The organism is Tardiphaga sp. (assembly GCF_041424195.1).
Classification (GTDB): Bacteria; Pseudomonadota; Alphaproteobacteria; order Rhizobiales; family Xanthobacteraceae; genus Tardiphaga.
In genome coordinates, this window is the sequence record NZ_JBGMOE010000070.1 from 76315 (window position 1) to 96997 (window position 20683).

At 61.7% G+C, this 20683-nt stretch carries 18 protein-coding genes; 2 read left to right on the forward strand and 16 right to left on the reverse strand.

The window, feature by feature from the left end; translation table 11 throughout:
- Positions 1–129 precede the first annotated feature (129 nt).
- Positions 130–633: a DUF1993 family protein gene (locus ACEK02_RS11205; RefSeq protein ID WP_371421779.1), complete on the forward strand. Its 504-nt coding sequence runs from the start codon at positions 130–132 to the stop codon at positions 631–633.
- Between the two features lie 180 nt (positions 634–813).
- The gene (locus ACEK02_RS11210) at positions 814–1914 is read left to right on the forward strand and encodes an alkene reductase (RefSeq protein ID WP_371421780.1); all 1101 of its coding nucleotides are present in this window, start codon (positions 814–816) and stop codon (positions 1912–1914) included.
- A gap of 103 nt (positions 1915–2017) precedes the next feature.
- On the opposite strand, the gene ACEK02_RS11215 is transcribed toward ACEK02_RS11210, so the two are convergent.
- The 16 genes from ACEK02_RS11215 to ACEK02_RS11290 all read right to left on the reverse strand — a co-directional run.
- On the reverse strand, positions 2018–3811 hold the full coding sequence (locus ACEK02_RS11215) for an ABC transporter substrate-binding protein (RefSeq protein ID WP_371421781.1): 1794 nt from the start codon (positions 3809–3811) through the stop codon (positions 2018–2020).
- Between the two features lie 62 nt (positions 3812–3873).
- On the reverse strand, positions 3874–4203 hold the full coding sequence (locus ACEK02_RS11220; protein WP_371421782.1) for a DUF2160 domain-containing protein: 330 nt from the start codon (positions 4201–4203) through the stop codon (positions 3874–3876).
- Positions 4204–4212: 9 nt separating this feature from the next.
- Positions 4213–5019: a carbohydrate ABC transporter permease gene (locus ACEK02_RS11225; protein WP_371421783.1), complete on the reverse strand. Its 807-nt coding sequence runs from the start codon at positions 5017–5019 to the stop codon at positions 4213–4215.
- Complete coding sequence (locus tag ACEK02_RS11230) at positions 5019–5921, reverse strand: carbohydrate ABC transporter permease (protein ID WP_371421784.1); 903 nt, start codon at positions 5919–5921, stop codon at positions 5019–5021. Before ACEK02_RS11230 ends, ACEK02_RS11225 begins: the two co-directional genes overlap by 1 nt.
- The gene (locus tag ACEK02_RS11235) at positions 5921–7006 is read right to left on the reverse strand and encodes an ABC transporter ATP-binding protein (RefSeq protein WP_371421785.1); all 1086 of its coding nucleotides are present in this window, start codon (positions 7004–7006) and stop codon (positions 5921–5923) included. The genes ACEK02_RS11230 and ACEK02_RS11235 overlap by 1 nt, the downstream gene beginning before the upstream one ends.
- A 1-nt stretch (position 7007) precedes the next feature.
- Positions 7008–8096, reverse strand: a complete 1089-nt coding sequence (locus tag ACEK02_RS11240; RefSeq protein ID WP_371421786.1) for an ABC transporter ATP-binding protein — start codon at positions 8094–8096, stop codon at positions 7008–7010.
- Positions 8093–9637 carry a glycerol-3-phosphate dehydrogenase gene (gene glpD / locus ACEK02_RS11245; RefSeq protein ID WP_371421787.1) on the reverse strand — a complete coding sequence of 515 codons (1545 nt, stop codon included), beginning with the start codon at positions 9635–9637 and terminating at the stop codon, positions 8093–8095. Before glpD ends, ACEK02_RS11240 begins: the two co-directional genes overlap by 4 nt.
- A 138-nt stretch (positions 9638–9775) precedes the next feature.
- Entirely contained in the window at positions 9776–10594 is an 819-nt protein-coding gene (locus ACEK02_RS11250; protein ID WP_371421788.1) for a DeoR/GlpR family DNA-binding transcription regulator, read from the reverse strand.
- Positions 10595–10667: 73 nt separating this feature from the next.
- Positions 10668–10865 carry a hypothetical protein gene (locus tag ACEK02_RS11255; protein WP_371421789.1) on the reverse strand — a complete coding sequence of 66 codons (198 nt, stop codon included), beginning with the start codon at positions 10863–10865 and terminating at the stop codon, positions 10668–10670.
- 85 nt (positions 10866–10950) lie between these two features.
- Positions 10951–11382, reverse strand: coding sequence for an acyl-CoA thioesterase (locus ACEK02_RS11260; RefSeq protein ID WP_371421790.1), 432 nt, complete (start codon positions 11380–11382; stop codon positions 10951–10953).
- 27 nt (positions 11383–11409) lie between these two features.
- A complete protein-coding gene (locus ACEK02_RS11265; RefSeq protein ID WP_371421791.1) occupies positions 11410–13506 on the reverse strand; it encodes a 3-hydroxyacyl-CoA dehydrogenase NAD-binding domain-containing protein in 2097 nt (698 codons plus the stop codon).
- A 7-nt stretch (positions 13507–13513) separates the two neighbouring features.
- Positions 13514–14797, reverse strand: coding sequence for an acetyl-CoA C-acetyltransferase (locus ACEK02_RS11270; RefSeq protein WP_371421792.1), 1284 nt, complete (start codon positions 14795–14797; stop codon positions 13514–13516).
- A gap of 13 nt (positions 14798–14810) precedes the next feature.
- The gene (locus ACEK02_RS11275; RefSeq protein ID WP_371421793.1) at positions 14811–17087 is read right to left on the reverse strand and encodes an acyl-CoA dehydrogenase; all 2277 of its coding nucleotides are present in this window, start codon (positions 17085–17087) and stop codon (positions 14811–14813) included.
- A gap of 237 nt (positions 17088–17324) precedes the next feature.
- Complete coding sequence (locus ACEK02_RS11280) at positions 17325–17948, reverse strand: flavin reductase family protein (RefSeq protein WP_371421794.1); 624 nt, start codon at positions 17946–17948, stop codon at positions 17325–17327.
- Between the two features lie 35 nt (positions 17949–17983).
- Complete coding sequence (locus ACEK02_RS11285; protein WP_371421795.1) at positions 17984–18583, reverse strand: TetR/AcrR family transcriptional regulator; 600 nt, start codon at positions 18581–18583, stop codon at positions 17984–17986.
- A 19-nt stretch (positions 18584–18602) separates the two neighbouring features.
- The coding region (locus ACEK02_RS11290) for an efflux RND transporter permease subunit (RefSeq protein WP_371421796.1) at positions 18603–20683 on the reverse strand (2081 nt) is incomplete at its 5' end.

Consider the following 20683-nt stretch of genomic DNA (forward strand, 5'->3'; position numbering starts at 1 on the left):
CTCGAAATTTCTTCTCTTTTGTGAGGCCGCGGCGGTTGAATTCGGCTGGCCGCGCCCCAAGTCCATGCAGCAGCATCTTTCTCGAAACCCGCCGCTGTGCCTCGAAACACATCACAAAAGAGCATCCACATGCCGTTCTATGATTCTGTCGTGCCCGCCTATCTGCAGATGCTGGGCAGCTTGTCCGCGAGCCTGAAAAAGGCCGAAGCCTATGCTGCCGCAAGGAAGATCGAGCCCGGCGTCCTGCTCGGCACACGGCTCTTCCCGGACATGCTTCCGCTGAGCCGGCAGGTCCAGCTCTCCTGCGATTTCGCCACCAAGGGCAGCGCGCGCCTCTCGGGCAGCGAAGTGCCGGCGGTACCGGACACCGAGACGACCTTCGATGAATTGCAGGCGCGCATCACCAGAACCGTCGATTATCTGAAGAACTACAAGCCCGCCCAATTCGACGGCGGAGAAACCCGGGAGATCACCTTCCCCACCGGCCCCGGCAAGACCACCACCATGTCAGGCCAGGAATTCCTCACCAGCTTCTCGCTGCCAAGCTTCTATTTCCACGTCACCACTGCCCACGGCATCCTGCGGATGTGCGGTATCGATGTGGGCAAGCGCGACTTCCTCGGCGCGCAGTAAGACGCGCGATCGCCACAGGATAATCGACTGCCGACGGCACGATGGAGAGATCATGATCATTCAATTCACCATCGCCACGACTGCTTTATTCTGAACGAAAAAACACGCAGCACAGAGGCATTGCCAAGGCGCTGCGCGATCCCCAATTCGATCTCGTCCTTCATCGACTGGAAAACTTACATGAGCACGTCCAAACTGTTTGAACCCTATAAACTCGGCAACATCACACTTTCGAACCGCACTGCTATGGCGCCGCTGACGCGCAATCGTGCGATCGAGGGCTTCGTGCCGAACCCGCTCGCCGTCGATTACTACAGCCAGCGCGCCAGCGCCGGCCTCCTGATCACCGAGGCCAGCCAAATCTCCCAGCAGGGTCAGGGCTATCAGGACACGCCCGGCATCTACACGAAGGAGCAGGTCGCCGGCTGGAAGAAGGTGACCGATGCAGTTCACGCCAAGGGCGGCCACATCTTCATCCAGCTCTGGCATGTCGGCCGCATCTCACATACCAGCCTGCAGCCGAATGGCGGCGCGCCAGTCTCGGCTTCGGCGATCGCCGCCAAGACCAAGACCTTCGTCAACAACACCTTCACCGACGTCTCCGAGCCCCGTGCGCTCGAGCTCGCCGAAATCCCCGGCCTGATTGATGACTACAAGCGCGCCGCCAGGAATGCGGTCGAGGCCGGTTTCGACGGCGTCGAGATTCATGCTGCCAATGGCTATCTGCTCGAGCAGTTCGCACGCAACTCGACCAACAAGCGCACGGATGCCTATGGCGGCTCGCTGGAGAACCGCGCCAGGCTGATCCTCGAAGTGGCTCAGGCCGTGAGCAGGGAAATCGGCGGCGCCAGGACCGGCATCCGCATCTCACCGGTCACGCCGGCCAATGACGCGGCCATCGACAGCGATGCGCAAAAGCTGTTCGATTACATCACCGACGGGCTCAGCGCCGAGAAGCTGGTCTATCTCCATGTTGTCGAAGGCGCGACCGGTGGCCCGCGTGACAATGCACCGTTCGATTACGCCAGCCTGCGCAAACGCTTCAAGGGTACCTATATCGCCAATAACGGCTTTGATCTCGCGCTGGCCAACAAGGTGCTCGCTGCCGACGCAGCCGACCTGATCGCCTTCGGCAAGCCTTTCATTTCGAACCCGGATCTGGTCGAGCGCCTGAAGTCCGGCGCGCCACTCAACGATGCCGACAAGGCGACGTTCTATGGCGGCGGCGCGAAGGGCTACACGGATTATCCGGTGCTGGGCGCGAAGCAGGCGGCGGAGTGAGCACGCCATTCCGGTTCGCGCGCAAGAGCGCGCGTCCGGGAATGACAGCAAAAGAAAAGGCCGGGATCGCTCCCGGCCTTTTTTGTTGTTCAGAAAACTCGCTTTAGTTCGAAGCGCGCTTCTGCGGAGGCGATGCAGGCCACGACTTGATCAGGGTGTCGTAGTCCACCGTCTCGCCCTTCGGCTTCTCGTTCGCCAGCTTGCGCTGGGGCGCGATATTGCCGTCCTTGGCGGACTTCGCGTACCAGAACTCGGCGGTTTCCTTCTTGTTCAGCTTCGGTCCGCATTCGCCCTGAACCTTGGATCGTTCAAGACGTTCGAGCACCGAATCCTGCGCTGCAGCCAGCGAGTCCATCGCCTGCTGCGGGGTCTTCGCACCGGACGACGCATCGCCGATGTTCTGCCACCACAACTGTGCCAGCTTCGGATAATCCGGGATGTTGTTGCCGGTCGGCGACCACTGCACGCGGGCTGGCGAGCGATAGAACTCGATCAGACCACCGAGCTTCGGTGCACGTTCGGTGAATGACTTGTCCCAGATGTCGGACTCACGAATGAAGGTGAGACCGACATGGCTCTTCTTCAGGCTCACCGATTTGGAGGCGATGAACTGCAGATAGAGCCAGGCTGCCTTGCGGCGATCCGCCGGAGTCGACTTCAGAAGCGTGGCTGAACCCACGTCCTGGTAGCCGAGCTTCATGCCCTCCTTCCAGTACGCACCATGCGGCGACGGAGCCATGCGCCACTTCGGCGTACCATCGGCATTCATGACCGGCAGACCGGGCTTCACCATATCGGCGGTGAAGGCGGTGTACCAGAACATCTGCTGCGCGATGTTGCCTTGTGCGGGCACCGGACCCGACTCCGAGAAGGTCATGCCCTGTGCCTGCGGCGGAGCATATTTCTTCATCCAGTCGAGATACTTGACGATCGAATAAACGGCAGCCGGACCGTTGGTGTCACCGCCACGCTCGACGGAGGAACCGACCGGACGGCAGCCTTCCATGCGGATACCCCATTCATCGACGGGGAGGCCGTTCGGAAGACCTTTGTCGCCATTGCCGGCCATGGACAGCCAGGCGTCGGTGAAGCGCCAGCCGAGCGAGGGATCCTTCTTGCCGTAGTCCATGTGGCCATAGACCTTGACGCCGTTGATCTCCTTGATGTCGTTGGTGAAGAACTCGGCAATATCTTCATAAGCCGACCAGTTCACGGGAACGCCGAGATCGTAGCCATACTTGGCCTTGAACTTCGCCTTGTAGTCAGGATTGGTGAACCAGTCGTACCGGAACCAATACAAGTTCGCGAACTGCTGGTCGGGCAGTTGGTACATTTTCTTGTCGGGCGCGGTGGTGAAGGACGTGCCGATGAAATCCTTCACGTCCAGCATCGGATCGGTGACGTCCTTGCCCTCGCCGGTCATGTAATCCGACAGCGCGATGGTCTGGCCGTAGCGGAAATGCGTGCCGATCAGATCCGAGTCGTTGATCCAGCCGTCATACACATTCTTGCCCGACTGCATCTGGGTCTGCAGCTTTTCGACCACGTCGCCTTCCTGGATCAGGTCGTGCTTGAGCTTGATCCCGGTGATTTCGGAGAACGCCTTGGCCAGCGTCTTGGATTCATATTCGTGGGTCGTCAGGGTTTCGGAGACGACGTTGATCTCCATGCCCTTGAACGGCTCGGCAGCCTTGGCGAACCACTGCATTTCCTTCAGCTGCTCTGCCTTCGACAGCGTCGACGGCTGGAATTCGCTGTCGATCCACTTTTGCGCCGTGGCGTCGTCGGCCTTCACGGGCAGAGCCAGCGTCACGGTCGCAGCGATCAGCGCTACGGCGCTGGTCATCATGATGGCGCGCGTCGATCCACGCCTGGTGAGTGTCGTCAGTTGTCTCATCGTGTCCTCCCTCGTTTATGTTTCAGACCCGGATTGATCCCGCGTCTGACCTTCCTCACTCGTCAGACGGTGCGAAAAATCGCCACCGCCGAGACCAGCGAAATCAATGTCGCGAACCACAGGTTCGAGATTTCAAGACCTTCCTCGCCGATCGGCAGCGTCGCGATTGGATCGCTGCCGACAAAGCCGATCCACAACAGGTGGATGACCGCCGCCGCGATCAGCGACAGGAACAAGCGGTCGCCGCGCGTGGTGGGAATGCGCAGGATGCCGATGCGCTCGGCTTCGGGATAGGCAACCGCGAGCCACGTCATCGTGGCCAGCGTAATCGCCAGCAGCGCGAAGAAGATCGCGGTCGGCGGCGTCCAGGCCATCCATGCGATGTTTTCCATGACGACCTCCTAGACTCTGCCGAGCGCGAAACCGCGCGCGATATAATTGCGGACGAACCAGATGACGAGGGCACCGGGAATGATGGTCAGCACGCCGGCGGCGGCGAGCAGGCCCCAGTCCATGCCGGAGGCCGACACGGTGCGCGTCATCACGGCGGAGATCGGCTTAGCATTCACCGAGGTCAGCGTGCGCGCGAGCAGCAATTCGACCCAGGAGAACATGAAGCAGAAGAAGGCAGCGACGCCGATGCCCGATGCGATCAGCGGCACCAGAATCTTCACGAAGAACTTCGGAAACGAATAGCCATCGAGAAACGCCGTCTCGTCGATCTCGCGCGGCACGCCCGAGACGAAACCTTCGAGGATCCAGACTGCGAGGGGCACGTTGAACAGGCAATGGGCCAGTGCCACCGCCCACGGCGTGTCGAACAGGCCGATCGCCGAATAGAGATTGAAGAACGGCAGCGCGAACACCGCGGGCGGCGCCATCCGGTTCGACAGCAGCCAGAAGAACAGGTGCTTGTCGCCGAGGAATCGATAGCGCGAGAACGCATAGGCCGCGGGCAGCGCAAAGGAGATCGACAGGATGGTGTTGATGATGACGTATTTCAGCGAATTGATGTAGCCGGAATACCAGCTCTCGTCGGTGAAGATCCGGGTGTAATTTGCCAGCGTCGGCGCATGCGGCCACAGCGTCATGGTCGAGACGATTTCGCCATTGGTCTTGAAGCTCATATTCACGAGCCAGTAGATCGGCAACAGCAGGAAGATCAGGAACAGCGTCAGGATAACGCGGCGACCGGGGATCGTATGCATCAGACCGCTCCCTCGCGCCTGGTGTGATCGACGCCGACATTGGTCATCACGGTGTAGAACACCCAGCACACGATCAGCACGATGATGTTGTAGACCAGCGACAGCGCCGCGGCCTTGCCAAGATCGAACTGGCCGAGCGCGATCTTGACGAGTTCGATGGAGACGAAGGTGGTCGAATTGCCGGGTCCGCCGCCGGTGACGACGAAGGGCTCGGTATAGATCATGAAACTGTCCATGAAGCGCAGCAGCACGCCGATCAGCAGCACGCGGTTGAGCTTCGGCAGCTGGATAGCCCGGAAAACTGCCCAGCGTGACGCACCGTCGATCTGTGCCGCCTGGTAATAGGCATCGGGAATCGATTTCAGGCCCGCATAACACAGCAACGCGACGAGGCTGGTCCAGTGCCAGACATCCATGACGATGACTGTCGCCCAGGCATCGAACTCGTTCGATACGTAATTATAGTCGATGCCCATGTGATTGAGCGTGTAGCCGAGCAGGCCAATGTCGGGACGGCCGAATATCTGCCAGATGGTGCCGACCACGTTCCATGGAATCAAAAGCGGCAGCGCGAGGATCACCAGGCAGGCTGCGACGCGCCAGCCGTCACGCGGCATCGACAGCGCGACCAGAATGCCGAGCGGCACTTCGATGGCGAGGATGATCGCAGAGAACGCCAGATTGCGCAGCAGCGACGCGAAGAAGCGCCCGCCGAGATCGCTGGAGGGATCGAGCAATTCCTTGAACCAGCCGACACCGTTCCAGAAGAACTGGTTATTGCCGAAGGTGTCCTGCATCGAATAGTTCACCACCGTCATCAGCGGCAGCACGGCGGAGAATGCCACGATCAGGAACACTGGAAGTACCAGGAACCAGGCTTTTTGGTTGACTGTCTTGTCCATCACGCGGCCCCTTCGACGAGACGGCTATTGGCATAAACGTGCACCCGCGACGGATCGAACACCAGCCCGACATCACCGCCGGAGACAGAAAATCCGGCGGGCACGCGCGCGGCAACCTTCACGCCGCCAATGCGCACCCGCGCGAAGCTGATGCGACCGAGATCATCGATGCGCTCGACCTGCGCCCTGAGCAAGCCCGGCGCGGGCGCCGCAACATGGACGAATTCGGGGCGAATGCCGATTTCGATTGTCGCGCCCGCTGGCATCTGATCGTAGCTGCCATTGAGCGCGATGACATGACCGCCAATGCGTGCCTCGCGGCCACTGACCTCGGCAGGCACGATATTCATGCCGGGCGATCCGATGAAATAGCCGACAAACGTATGCGCCGGCTTGTCGAACAATTCCTGCGGCGTGCCGGACTGCACGACGCGGCCGTCATGCATCACCACCACCGTATCGGCAAATGTCAGCGCTTCCGTCTGATCGTGGGTCACATAAATCATGGTCAGATCCAGCGCGCGGTGCAGCGCCTTCAACTTCGATCGCAATTCCCATTTCAGATGCGGATCGATCACCGTGAGCGGCTCATCGAACAGCACGGCGGCGACATCGGAGCGCACAAGACCACGCCCCAGCGAAATCTTCTGCTTGGCGTCCGGCGTCAGCCGCGTCGCCTTGCGGTTCAAATACGGCGTGAGGTCGAGCAGTCCGGCGATTTCTTTCACGCGGGCGTCGATCTGCGCGCGCGGCACGCCGCGATTCTTCAGCGGAAATGCGAGATTCTCGCCGACGGTCATGGTGTCGTAGATGACGGGAAACTGGAACACCTGCGCGATGTTGCGCTTCTGGGTCGACAGCGGCGTGACGTCCTTGCCGTCGAAGAGGATCTGGCCGCGCGACGGCGTGACGATACCGGAGATCAGGTTCAGCAACGTCGTCTTGCCGCAGCCGCTTGGTCCGAGCAGCGCATAGGCGCCGCCCTGCCGCCACGTCATCGAGATGGGCTTCAGTGCAAAAGATTCCGGATCGGCATCGTTGCCGCTGTAGGATTGCGCGAGATCGACGAGATCGATGCGGGCCATGTTACGCTCCCTGCGCCATGTTGGGAGCGGCGACCAGACGATCGCTACCATCGAAGACGAACAGATTTTCAGGATCGAGCACGGCGTCGAGCATGTGGCCTGGCTCGAATTCATGCACACCCTGCAGCACCGCAACCCAATTGGCAGCATCACGCTTCAGATGGACGAAGCTTTCCGACCCGGTGATTTCGGTGACCGTCACTTCCGCCGGAAATGCATGCCGTCCGGCAAGACCACTGGCGACTTCGAGCTGATGCGCGCGGAAGCCAACGCGATAGCTGCCGTCGGCGAGGTTGGCATAGAGCCCGCTGGCGGGCGCCGTCGCACCGCCGGCATACTGCACGTTGCCGTTCTTCTTCTCGATCGCAACAAGATTGAGCGGTGGGTCGGAGAACACTTCGGCGGCCTTGAGGGTCTCCGGATGCCGATAGACTTTCGAAGTCCGGCCGACCTGCAGGACCTGGCCTTCCCACAGGCACACGGTGCTGCCGCCCAACAGGAGCGCTTCCGATGGCTCGGTGGTCGCGTAAACGAAGATCGCGCCGGAGGCCTCGAAAATCTTCGGCAGTTCGGTGCGCAGCTCTTCGCGGAGCTTGTAATCGAGATTGGCGAGCGGCTCGTCGAGCAGCACGAGATCGGCGCCCTTGACCAGGGCCCGGGCAATCGCCGTGCGCTGCTGCTGGCCGCCGGAGAGCTGAAGCGGCGTGCGTTTCAGATAGGGCTCGAGCTTGAGCAACGCCGCGGCCTCGTGCACGCGGGTTTCAATCTCGGCTTTGGGCTTGCCCTGCACGCGCAGCGGCGACGCGATGTTCTCATACACCGTCAGCGACGGGTAATTGATGAACTGCTGATAGACCATTGCCACCGAGCGCTTGCGGATGTCGATGCCAGTGACGTTCTTGCCATCGACCAGCACGCGGCCCTGCACCGGCTTGTCGAGCCCGGCCAGCAATCGCATGATCGAGGTCTTGCCGGCCAATGTCGGCCCGAGCAGCACATTCAGGGTGCCACGCTCCAGCGTCAGCGAGACGTCACGGATCGTCGTGACGCCATCCACCATCTGCGAGACGTGATCGAGCGCAACGCTCATGACCGCGCTCCCGCTTCACGCATCGAACCGGCAGGCTGGGTGCGATTGACCTGCAGCCATTGATCGAGCGCCGCGATCTCACCCTTCGACAGGCGCAGGCCCAGTTTGGAACGGCGCCAGACGATATCCTCGGCACTGACGGCCCATTCATTGGCCATGAGATAGCGCACTTCCCGCTCGCAGAGCGTTGCACCAAAGGCCTGACCGAGATCGGCCGCGGACTTCGCGACGCCCAGCATCTTCGCGGCGCGCGTGCCATAGGCATGCGCCAATCGGTTGGCATGCGTCCGCGTGAGGAACGGATAGTCGCGCAACAGTTCTGCGATCAGCGCATCGACCGCGGAGACATCGAAATCGCCCCCGGGCAGCGAGGCGCCTGCCGTCCAGCCTTCCCTGGCCTTGGTGCCCTTGAGATAAGGCGCGAGCTTCTGCAAGGCTTCTTCGGCGAGGCGGCGATAGGTCGTGATCTTGCCGCCATAAATCGACAGCAGCGGCAGTCCGCCAGGCAGATCGAGTTCGAACACATAATCGCGCGTCGCCGCCTTGGCCTCATTGGCGCCGTCGTCATAGAGCGGACGGACACCGGAATAGGTCCACACCACGTCTTCGGCGAGCACGGGCCTGGCGAGATATTCGCTCACCGACTTGCAGAGATAGTTGATCTCATCGGCGGAGATTTTCACGTCGGCGGGATCCCCGTGATAGTCGATATCGGTAGTGCCAATCAGGGTGAAATCGTCCTGATAGGGAATCGCAAATACGATACGACCATCAGCATTCTGGAAGATATAGGCGCGGTCGTGGGCGTAGAGCTTCGGCACCACGATATGCGAACCCTGCACCAGACGGACTTTCGCCTTTGCATTGACGCCGGCGCCGACCGCCAGAACATTCTCGACCCACGGGCCGCCGGCATTGACCAGCGCGCGCGCGCTGATGGTTGAGCGTTCGCCCGTCGACGTGTCCTGCACCGTGACCTGCCACAGGCCATCGGCCTGTCGAATCTCGGTCGCGCGCGTACGCGTCCGGATCACAGCGCCACGATCGGCGGCATCACGGGCGGTCAGCACCACGAGGCGGGCGTCATCGACGAAACAATCGGAATATTCGAAACCGCGGGTGAAGCGGCCGGGAGCCAGCGGCTTGCCGGTCTCGTCTTTGGTGAGATCGAGCGTACGGGTGGCCGGAAGAAGTTTTCGGCCGCCGATATAGTCGTACAGGAACAGACCGAGCCGCAGCAGCCAGGCCGGGCGCAGCCCAGCATGATGCGGCAGCACAAAGCGCAGCGGACGGATGATATGCGGCGCGATCTGCCAGAGGATTTCGCGCTCAAGCAGCGCGTGGCGAACCAGTTTGAAGTCGTAATATTCGAGGTAGCGCAGGCCGCCATGGATAAGCTTGGTCGACCAGGACGACGTCCCGCTGGCCAGATCGTTCATCTCGCAGAGGAAGACGGAATTGCCGCGGCCGACAGCATCGCGGGCAATACCGCAGCCGTTCACACCGCCACCAATGATTGTAAGGTCGTAGATCTGACCCACCCCGTCTCCCCTCCTGCGCCAATTGTCTGGCGCCTTCCTTGGGACGCGCCATCTTCGCTTTCAGCGATTTGGCTTTCGCTTTTCATTAAAGCACAACCAAAAGCGAAAGCAACTGGCGTTTTCGGGGTCTGAACAGCTCTAAAGCGGGGTCGGTTCCGGTTCCAGATCGTCGGAATCATCCGCCGACCCCGGTAAAGCCGCGATCACCTTGACGCCCCGGCTCCGGCAGATCTCCTGCAAGGACGGCGGCAACGGCACGTCGGTCACGAAGGTCTGGACCTGGCTGATATGGGCGATGCGAACGGCGGCCGAGCGCCGCAATTTGGTCGAATCGCACACCAGCATGACGCTGCGGGCATTGGCGATGATCGCCTGCGCCGCCTGCACCTCGCGATAGTCGAAGTCGAGGAGCGCGCCCTCCTCGTCGATTGCCGAGGCGCCGATGATGGCGTAATCGACCTTGAACTGGCCGATCAGCTTGATCGCCGTGGAGCCGATCACCGCGCCATCAGAGCGACGCACGGTGCCGCCGGCCACGATCACCTCTATATGCGGATGCCGATAGAGCATCATCGCGACATTGAGGTTGTTGGTGATGACCAGCAGGTTTTCGTGATTGGTCAGCGCGCTCGCCACTTCCTCGGTCGTGGTGCCGATATTGATGAATAGCGACGAGCCGTTCGGAATCTGTGCGGCGGCGGCGACCCCGATCGCCTTCTTCTCTTCGGCAGCCACGAAGCGCCGCGCTTCATAGGCAAGGTTCTCCACACCGGACGCGACAATGGCGCCGCCGTGAATACGCGTCAGCAGCCGCTGGTCACAGAGATCGTTGAGATCCTTGCGGATGGTCTGTGCGGACACCTCGAACCGGCGCACGAGGTCGTCGACCATCACGCGACCGAAGGCGCGCGCATGGTTCAGGATTTCGGATTGGCGATGGGTCAGGCCAGCAGTCACAGCAGCACCTCGGAGCAAACGATTCCATGGTGCGGTTGTTGGCGGCGATGGTCAACGCGGCAATGCAGCGTCGTTAAGCCGTCACGGTCGTCTGAGCGCCCTGCGCGGCGAACTGGAAGGCGGCACGTTCGGCTTCACGCGCATTGCGAAAGAGCTGGCCTTCCATGGGGTTGAAACGATGAGACGCGGCGAAGAACCGGTAGCCGTCGGGATCGCGAACGACGATACCGGCAGCCTGCGATGAGACTTCGATGATGTAAGTGTCTGACATGGCGGCCCCCACGCGATAGGCGAAGCATATTCCGGGCCATTAACCTGGAAGGGGGGATTTCGTTCCCGCGTCAGTCTGAAATCATTCAGGTCGCAATCGTCCCGTCGGGGCGCTTGATCGGTTGCGGGCGGCCGGCCTCGTCGATGGACACGAAGGTGAAATTGCCATCTGTCACCAGGATCGGGGCGCTTTCGTTGCGGCGCAGAACCCAGGCCTCGATATGCACCGTCAGCGAGGTGCGGCCCATGCGTACCAGGTCAGCATGCACTGAGACGACATCGCCGACATGAACGGCCTTGCGGAAGGTCATCGCCTCGATGGCAACCGTGACGGTGCGCGTCTTGGCTACTTTTGCGGCGAAGATACCGCCGCCAAGATCCATCTGGCTCAGTAGCCAGCCGCCAAAAATATCGCCATTGGCATTGGTATCCGCCGGCATCGCCACCGTGCGGATGGTAAGATCGCCTGTCGGTTCCGCACCCAGTCCCGTCACTGGCTGCGTCTTTGATTCATTCATCTGCAAAGCCTGCCGTAAATTGCGTCATCATCTAAAGGTCTCCCAGCCGGCATCCGGCGCGAATCGATCGCCAAACTTGGCAGCGAGAGTCCGCAGCGTCGCGGTGATATTCTCGGTTCCGCGCGTCCGCGCATAGTTCAGCGGGCCGCCGCGGAACGGGGCATAGCCGGTGCCGAAGATCATTGCGCCATCGACTACATCGGGATTGTCAACGATGCCTTCGCGGAGACAGGCGACGCAGACATTGGACATCGGCAGCACCAGGCGATCGATCATCTCCTGCGTCGGCCGCGCCATGGCAACTGCGCTGGAACTCTTCTCGGCCTTGCCGTCACGCCACGTATAGAAGCCCTTGCCGGTCTTCTTGCCGAGCTCACCCTTGTTGACCTTCTCGCGCAACCAGGCCGGCGTCGGCGGCAGCAGGTCGCCGAACCTGGAGCGCAGCATGTCGCCGACCGCCAGGCAGATGTCGAGACCGACCTGATCGGCCAGTTCAATGGGTCCCATCGGCATGCCGAACTGCTCGGCGGCGGCGTCGATGGTTTCCTTGTCGACCTTCTCCTCCATCAGCATCATCGCCTCGAGCATGTAAGGCGTCAGCGCACGATTGACGAGGAAGCCGGGCGAACTCTTCACCGGCAGCGGCAGGCGATCGATGGCGCCGACAAAGGCCGTGGCCTTCCTCAGCATCTCCGCATCGACCCCGTCATGGCTGATGACCTCGACGAGCTGCAGACGCGATACCGGATTGAAGAAGTGCAGGCCAAGCAACCGCTCCGGCCTGGCGAGCGTGCTGCGCAGATCCTGCAGCGGGATGCTCGACGTGTTGGTGGCGAGAATTGCATCCGGCTTCATGCGCGGCTCGATACCGGCATAGACTTTCTGCTTCAACTCAAGCTTCTCCGACACCGCCTCGATGATCAGGTCGGCGTTGCGAACGCCCTCGCCGTCCATATCGGGGATCAGGCGATCCAGCGTGTCGCGCTGGTCGGTGCGCTTGCAGATAATCTTGCTGTAGAGATCGGCGGCGCGCCTGATCGCACCGGCGATCGGCTCGGGCTTCATGTCGGCCAGCGTCACGCGTATGTCCTGATGCGCGCACCAGGCCGCGATGTCGCCGCCCATGGCGCCGGCGCCGATCACATGAACATGCTTGATTGTATTGCCGTCGCCGGCGAGCTTCTTCATCTGCTCGCGCAGGAAGAACACGCGGATCAGGTTCTGCGCCGTCGGCGTCACCATCAGCCGGGCAAAGGACGCCTTCTCGGCGTTCAACATCGCGGCACGGTCGCCGCCATGTTTCTCCCACAGATCAATCAGCGCGTAAGGCGCGGGATAATGTTCGCGCGGCGCTGCTTTCCCGGCCTCGGCCACCATGCGCGAGGCGAGAATGCCGCGCACCGGCGAGAAGTTCATGATCGGGATCAACGGACTCGGCTTGGCGCGCTTGAGCTTGCCGAACACTGCATCGCGCACGGCGTTGCGGACATGGCGCTCTTCGGTCACCGCATCGACAAGACCGATCGCTTTTGCCTTGCGGGAATCGATGGTCTTGCCGGTCAGCATCAGCGGCATCGCCTGCATCGGACCCACCAGATCCGTGAAGCGCGCTGTGCCGCCCAAACCTGGATGCAGGCCGAGCATGACTTCCGGGAAACCGAAGCGCGCACCATCGATAGCGATGCGCATCTGGCAAGCCAATGCCACTTCGAGACCGCCACCGAGACAGAAACCGTGGATCACGGCCACCGTCGGAATCTTCAGCGCCTCGAAGCGATCGATCACCGCATGGGCGCGGCTGATCTGCGTTTCCACTTCCGACGGGTCGCTGGCACCGCGAAATTCATTGACGTCGGCGCCCGCGATGAAGCCGGAAGGTTTGGCCGAACGGATTACGATGCCGGTCGGACGCTGGGCTTCCAGCGCATTCAGCACCTGATCGAATTCTTCCAGCACCACAGCCGACAGCGTATTGGCGCTGGCATCCGCGCGATCAAACAACAGCCATGCGATGCCATCGGCATCGCGCGTCAGCTTGAAGTGGCGATAGGCGCCTGATGCGTCGGGAGCAGGCCCGAGTTCCAGCACGCGATCCCCAAGAACGTCCATGATCTTGCTGTCCATGACGCCCTCACACCGTCTCGATCAACATCGCACCACCGAGGCCGCCGCCGATACATTCGGTAGCGATTCCCCGTTTGGTGCCGAGCCGCTTCATCGCATTGACGAGATGCAGCACAATGCGGTTGCCTGACGTGCCGACGGGGTGGCCGAGGCTGATCGCACCGCCATCGACATTGAGCCTGGCGCGATCGATCTCGCCGGCAGCGCCATCGAGGCCGAGCACTTCGCGGCAGAATTTCTCGTCCTTCCAGGCGGCGAGACAGCCGAGAACCTGCGTCGCGAAGGCTTCGTTCAATTCCCAGGTCTCTATGTCCTGAATCGTCATGTTGTTGCGCTTGAGGAGGTCGTTCGACGACAACACCGGACCGAGCCCCATAATCGACGGATCGAGCGCCGACCACTGGCTATCGACGATCACAGCCTTCGGCGTGAGACCATGTCTTGCTACCGCTTCTTCGGACGCAAGGATGGTCCATGATGCACCATCGGTGATCTGCGAGGAATTTCCGGCAGTGACCTGCCCCCAGGGACGTTCGAATACCGGCTTCAGTGTTGCGAGCTTGTCGACCGACGAATCCGCGCGAACGCCGTCATCGTGGTCGTAGAAATTGCCCTTGCGATCGAAGGCGGTCTCGACTTCGCCCTTCAGCCAACCCTGTTCCTGCGCATGGGCAAGGCGCCTGTGGCTTTCGACGGCATAGGCATCAGCCTGCGCGCGCGTGATGCCGAACAAATGCCCAACCTTTTCGGCCGTCTGGCCCATATTGAGGTCGGTGATCGGATCGGTAAGCCCGCGTTCGAGGCCGATGACCGGCTTGAAATAAGCCGGCCGGGCCTTGGCGATCGCCGCCACCTTGCCGAGCACACCCTTGGCCGTGGCAAGCCCGGCGAACCAGCGCACACCGTTCTGCGGCCACACCAGTGGCGCGTGGCTGAGCGCCTCGGCGCCGCCGGCGAGAATCAGATCGGCATTGCCTTCGCGGATATAGCGATAGCCGGTATCGATCGACTGCATGCCGGAGCCGCAATTGATCTGCACGGTGAAGGCGACCATCGCCTCGCCCATGCCAAGCCGAAGCGCGGCGACGCGCGCCGGGTTCATCTCGTCGGCAATGACATTGACGCAGCCGAGGATCACCTGATCGAAGGCATCGGGTGCAAATGGCTGCCGCGCCAACAGCGGGCGGCCACATTGAACAGCAAGATCGACAGGAGTGAAAGGGCCGGGGCCGCTGCGCGCTTTCAGGAACGGCGTGCGGCTGCCATCGACGATATAGACTGGTCTTGTCATGAGGGTCTTGCCATCAGCTTGCTGCCCGCTGCTCACCAAGTTCCTGGAAGAACTGGCGCACGTTATCGGACTTCTTATAGCCGGGCGACAGCTCTTCCGGCGCAAAGTGATCGACCTCGATCACCAGCTTGACGGCTTCCTGCGCGGCGGCGAGCTTTTCGCCCTCGGCCTGAGTGATGACGCCCTGTGCCACTGCATCCTTCCAGTTCTTGAGCTTTGCCGTGCGGATGCGCTTGGCAATATCGTCACTCGATGTCACCAGTTTGAACGCCTTCTCCAGCCGCGCCAGCCCGCGATCGTCGTCAACATGCGAAAGGTCTGGCGTTAGGCGATCGCGCGTCGCCGACGGCTCCAGGATCATCTGGGCACAGCGATGCACCACACGATCCGACGGGCCGAGCACCGAGGCGCCATAGGGCTGCACCACGAATTTCAGGATCGCGGCAACGAAGCGGTTCGGCAGATTGGCCAAAATCTCCGCCAAGCGGTTCTCGATGGTCTTGAAGCCGGATGCCATGCACCATTCGAGCGCCGGCAGATCGTCCTGCTGGCGGCCTTCGTCCTCCCAGCGTTTCAGGGCTGCGGACAGCAGATACAATTCAGAGAGAATGTCGCCAAAGCGCGCCGACAGCATTTCCTTGCGCTTCAGCGCGCCGCCGAGCGTCAGTAGCGCCATATCGGCACACAATGCGAAGGCCGACGAATAGCGCGAGAGCTGGCGATAGAACTGCGTGGCATCGCCCGCATCCGGTGCCGGCGCGAACATTCCGCCGGTCCAGCTGCGCCCCCACGCGCGAAACAGCGTGGTGACGCTGTGGCCTACATGTTTCCAGAACGTGGTATCGAAGGCGTCGAGGCCCTTTGTCTTGTCGGGTTCGCTGAGCGCGTTCATTTCGTCGAGCAGATAGGGATGCGCACGGATGGCCCCCTGCCCGAATACGATGAGATTGCGCGTCAGGATGTTCGCGCCTTCCACGGTGATGCCGACCGGCACTGCACGATAGAGATTGCCCATATAGTTTTGGGGGCCGTCGATCACAGCCTTGCCGCCATGGATGTCCATCGCATCGTCAATGGCAAGGCGCATGCGTTCGGTGGCGTGCAGTTTCATGATGCCGGAGATCACAGCCGGGTGGCGGCCTTCGTTGAGCGCCGCGGATGTCAACCGACGTGCCGCATCGAGCAGATAGGCCGTGCCGGCGATGCGGGCGAGCGGCTCCTCGATACCCTCGAACTTGCTGATCGAGATGTTGAACTGCTCGCGAATGCGGGCATAGGCACCGGTCGTGCGGGCTGCATAGGCGGCGCCGGCCGCCGACAGCGACGGCAATGAGATGCCACGGCCGGCGGCGAGCGCCGACATCAGCATCTTCCAGCCCTGACCAAGCCGCTCCTGGCCGCCGATGATGTAGTCGAGCGGAATGAACACGTCGCGGCCCCAGTTCGGGCCGTTCTGGAACACCTGCATCGACGGCAGATGACGCTGGCCGATCTCGACGCCCGGAAGGTCGTGCGGGATCAGCGCAACCGTGATGCCGAGCTCGTCCTGATTGCCGACGAGATGATCGGGATCATAGGCCTTGAAGGCGAGACCGATCAGCGTCGCGACCGGGCCGAGCGTGATATAGCGCTTGTGCCAGTTGAGGCGCAGGCCCAGAACCTCCTGGCCTTCGAACGTGCCCTTGCAGATGATGCCGCTGTCGATCATCGAGGCCGCGTCGGAGCCCGCTTCCGGGCTGGTGAGGCCGAAACAGGGAATGTCGCGTCCATCGGCGAGGCGCGGCAGCCAGCGCTGGCGCTGCGCGTCGGTGCCAAATTTCATGAGCAATTCGCCTGGGCCGAGCGAGTTGGGCACCATCACAGTGACCGCGGCGACCACCGAACGCGACGAAATCTTCCGGACCACTTCCGAATGGGCATAGGGCGAGAAGCCGAGACCTCCGAATTCCTTCGGAATGATCATGCCGAAGAACTTTTCGCGCTTGATGAACTCCCAGACTTCCGGCGGCAGATCGCGCAATTCCCAATTGATCTTCCAGTCGTCGATCATTTCGCAGAGACGATCCACAGGCCCGGTCATGAAAGCCTGCTCTTCAGCCGTCAGCGTCGCGGGCTTGACGGCGAGCAGCTTGGCCCAGTCCGGATTGCCGGTGAACAGGTCCGCATCCCACCAGACGTCGCCGGCTTCCAGCGCCTCGCGCTCGGTATCGGACATTTTCGGCAACACGCCCTTGGCCCAACCGAAGATCGGCTTGGTGAGGTAATCGCGGCGCAAGCTGGACGAGCTCATGGAGGCTTCCTCTCGATCGCGGCGGCCGGCAGTCCGGGCGGACAGCGGGCGCCAAAAGGCAGACGCTCTTAGCGGGACGGTGTCGGTGTCACTTTAGCTTTCGCATTGAAATTTAAGCGAAAATCGGACAGCATCGAGCCATCATTAACGGCAGGATACCGCAACGGTTCCCGAAAGGCGATTTTCCACCGCGTGACCAGTGGTCGCGCGACCGAAACGCCGAAAGAACAGACAGCCTCAGTCCGGGCGGGCCATCTCGAACATGGCGTCCTGCTTGATATGGAAGTAATCGCCGCGGCGGCCGGCGCGCAGAATCGGGCCGGCGAGCGCGGTCTGGTACACGCCATCCACAATCAGGGTCTTGTCGATATGCACGGCGACCACCTCCCCCATGGTGAGGAAGGCGTTGGCCGAGGCGCCGTTCGCGCCCTTGAGCTCGATGACCTGGGTGACCTTGCACTCGAACGCGACCCGGGCTTCGCCGACCCGTGGCACATTGACCAGCTTGCTCGGCACCGGCGTCAGACCGGCAAGCTCGAATTCATCCACTTCCGGGCCAACACTCGCGGACGTCGCGTTCATCTGCTTGGCCAGATCCATGGTGGCCAGATTCCAGACGAATTCCTTTGTCGCCTGCATGTTGCGGGCGGAATCCTTGAGGCCGATGCTGGAGAAACCGATCAGCGGCGGGGTGTAGTTGAAGGCGTTGAAGAAGCTGTAGGGCGCCAGATTGACATGGCCGTTGGCATCCCGCGAAGACACCCAACCGATCGGGCGCGGGCCGATGATGGCATTGAAAGGATCGTGTTTGAGGCCGTGGCCGTTGGCGGGCTCATAGGAATGCAGATCGAATGCGGTCACGCGAAGATCCCCTGAATTGACGTCAGGAAGATCGTCTAGACCCGCGGTGCCAGCCCGGCAAGAACGAAGTCGATCATCTGGTCCAGGGTCGGGCCGGGCTTCTCGGCGCATTGCGCGATCATCTGCGGGTGGAAATACCGCAGCATCGCCGTGCATGTGCACATGGCGGCCAGTTCGACGTCAGGGGCATGAAATTCGCCCTTGGCGGCGCCATCCGCGATGACGCCACCGATGGTGCCGGTGATCCGCTCCATATGGGCCGTGCAAACCTCCCAGCTCTCTTCCATGGCGATGGCGACCATCTCATGCAGCTTGGCATCGCCAACATAGCGCTCGGCGTTCATCTGATGGATCGTCGTCAGCAACTCACGAAGTCGTTGCGCCGCGGGCTCCGGGTTGGCAACGATCACCCCGGCGGCCTCTTCGACTTCCCCCATCAGCCGCTGCGCGACGGCAGAAATGATCGACTTCTTCGAATCGAAGAAGCGATAGACATTCGCTGGCGACATCCGCAGCACCTTGGCGATATCAGCCACGGTGGTCTTCTGGTAGCCGATTTCACGAAACAGCTTTTCCGCGACCACAACGATGCGGCCCCGCATATCGGCTTCAACGTGATCAGAAATCAGGGTCATCTCGGACAGCAGTCTTCAATTATTCGGCAGCAAGCGGAAAGGCCTGTTGCTTGTCGTGATGTTGCGGTGCGTGATGATCGACATCCTCACCCGATCCGCGTTCATCCAGGCTCTTGCGAAACCATAGCGCATAGAGACCCGGGAGATACAACAACGTCAAGAACGTCGCCACAAACAATCCACCCATGATGGTGACCGCCATCGGGCCCCAGAAGGCCGAACGCGACAGCGGGATCATCGCCAGGATGGCCGCCAGCGCCGTCAGGATGACCGGACGCGCACGGCGCACGGTCGCCTCGATGATGGCTTCGCGGCGGGTCAGGCCGTGCTGCACGTCGGTTTCGATCTGATCCACCAGAATGACGGCGTTGCGCATGATCATGCCCGCCAGCGCAATCAGGCCGAGCAGTGCCACGAAGCCGAACGGCTTGTTGGCAATGTTCAGCGCCAAAGAGGCACCGACGATGCCGAGCGGCGCCGTCAGGAACACCAGGATCAGCCGCGAGAAGCTCTGCAACTGCACCATCAGAAGCGTCAGCATGATGATCATCATCAGCGGAAACAGCACGGCAATAGAGGCATTGCCCTTGCTGGATTCTTCCACCGCGCCGCCGATCTCGATACGGTAGGCCGGCTGCAGGCTGTCGCGGATTTGCTGCAGTTGCGGCCAGATCTGGTTGGTGACATCCGGCGGCTGCACGCCATCGACGACGTCGCCACGTACGGTGATCGCCATGTCGCGGTTACGGCGCCAGAGGATCGGCTCTTCATGGGCGTATTCGATCTTCGCCACCTGCGACAGCGGCACCGGGACGCCGTTGCGCGACATGATGGTGAGATCGCCCACACGGCCGAGGTCGAGACGCTCCGAGGGCACGGCACGGGCGACAACGCCGACCTTCTCGATCCCGTCTCGCACGGTCGTGACCGAGGCGCCGGAGATCAGCATGGCCAGGGATTGTGACAGCTCCTGCGGCGTCAGGCCGAGCGCACGGGCGCGGTCCTGGTCGACCACCAGCCTGAGAGACGGCGTCTGCTCGTTCCAGTCGAGCTGCGGATCGACCATGTTCTTGTTGGCGCGCATCACTTCGCGCACTCTGTAAGCGATATCGCGCACGGTCGCGGTATCCGGCCCGATGACGCGGAACTGGACGGGGAAACCGACCGGCGGACCGAAATTGAAGCGATCGACACGCACGCGCGCTTCCGGGAGCTGGCCATCGGCGACGGCCTTCTCGATCCTGGACTTGATGCGCTCGCGTGCCTCGACATCCCTGGACACGATCACGATCTCAGCGAAGGCCTCATTCGGAAGTTGCGGATTGAGGCCGAGCCAGAAGCGCGGCGAGCCACGGCCGACATAGGCCGTGTAGGTGGCGATGTCCTTGTCGTCCTTGAGCAGCTTCTCGGCGTCCTTGACGGCCTTTTCGGTTACGCCGAATGCCGTACCTTCCGGCAGACGCAACTGCAGGAACAGTTCGGGGCGTTCAGACAGCGGGAAGAACTGCTGCTGGACATGGCCGAAGCCGACAATGGCCGCAATGAAGATACCGACGGTGGCAGCCACCACCTTGACGCGGTGCGTGACGCACCACTGCACGACGCTGCGCAGACTGCGATAAATGCGCGTCTCATAGACCGCATGCGGATCGTAATTGGCCTTGCCGTGAGCAGCAAAGTTCGGCAGCAACTTGACGCCGATATAGGGCGTGAAGATCACCGCGACGAACCATGAAGCGATCAGCGCAATCGCGACCACCCAGAAGATGCCACCGGCATATTCGCCGACTGCGGAATTGGCGAAGCCGATCGGCAGGAAGCCGACAGCCGTGATGAGCGTGCCGGTTAGCATCGGAAACGCCGTCGACTCCCAGGCAAAGGACGCCGCGCGCACGCGGTCCCAGCCCTGCTCCATTTTCACCACCATCATCTCGACCGCAATGATCGCGTCGTCGACAAGGAGGCCGAGCGCGATGATCAGCGCGCCTAGCGTGATGCGATGCAGGTCCATGCCCATCGCATTCATGACCATGAAGACGATGCCAAGCACCAGCGGCACCGACAGCGCCACCACGATGCCGGTGCGCCAGCCGAGCGCCA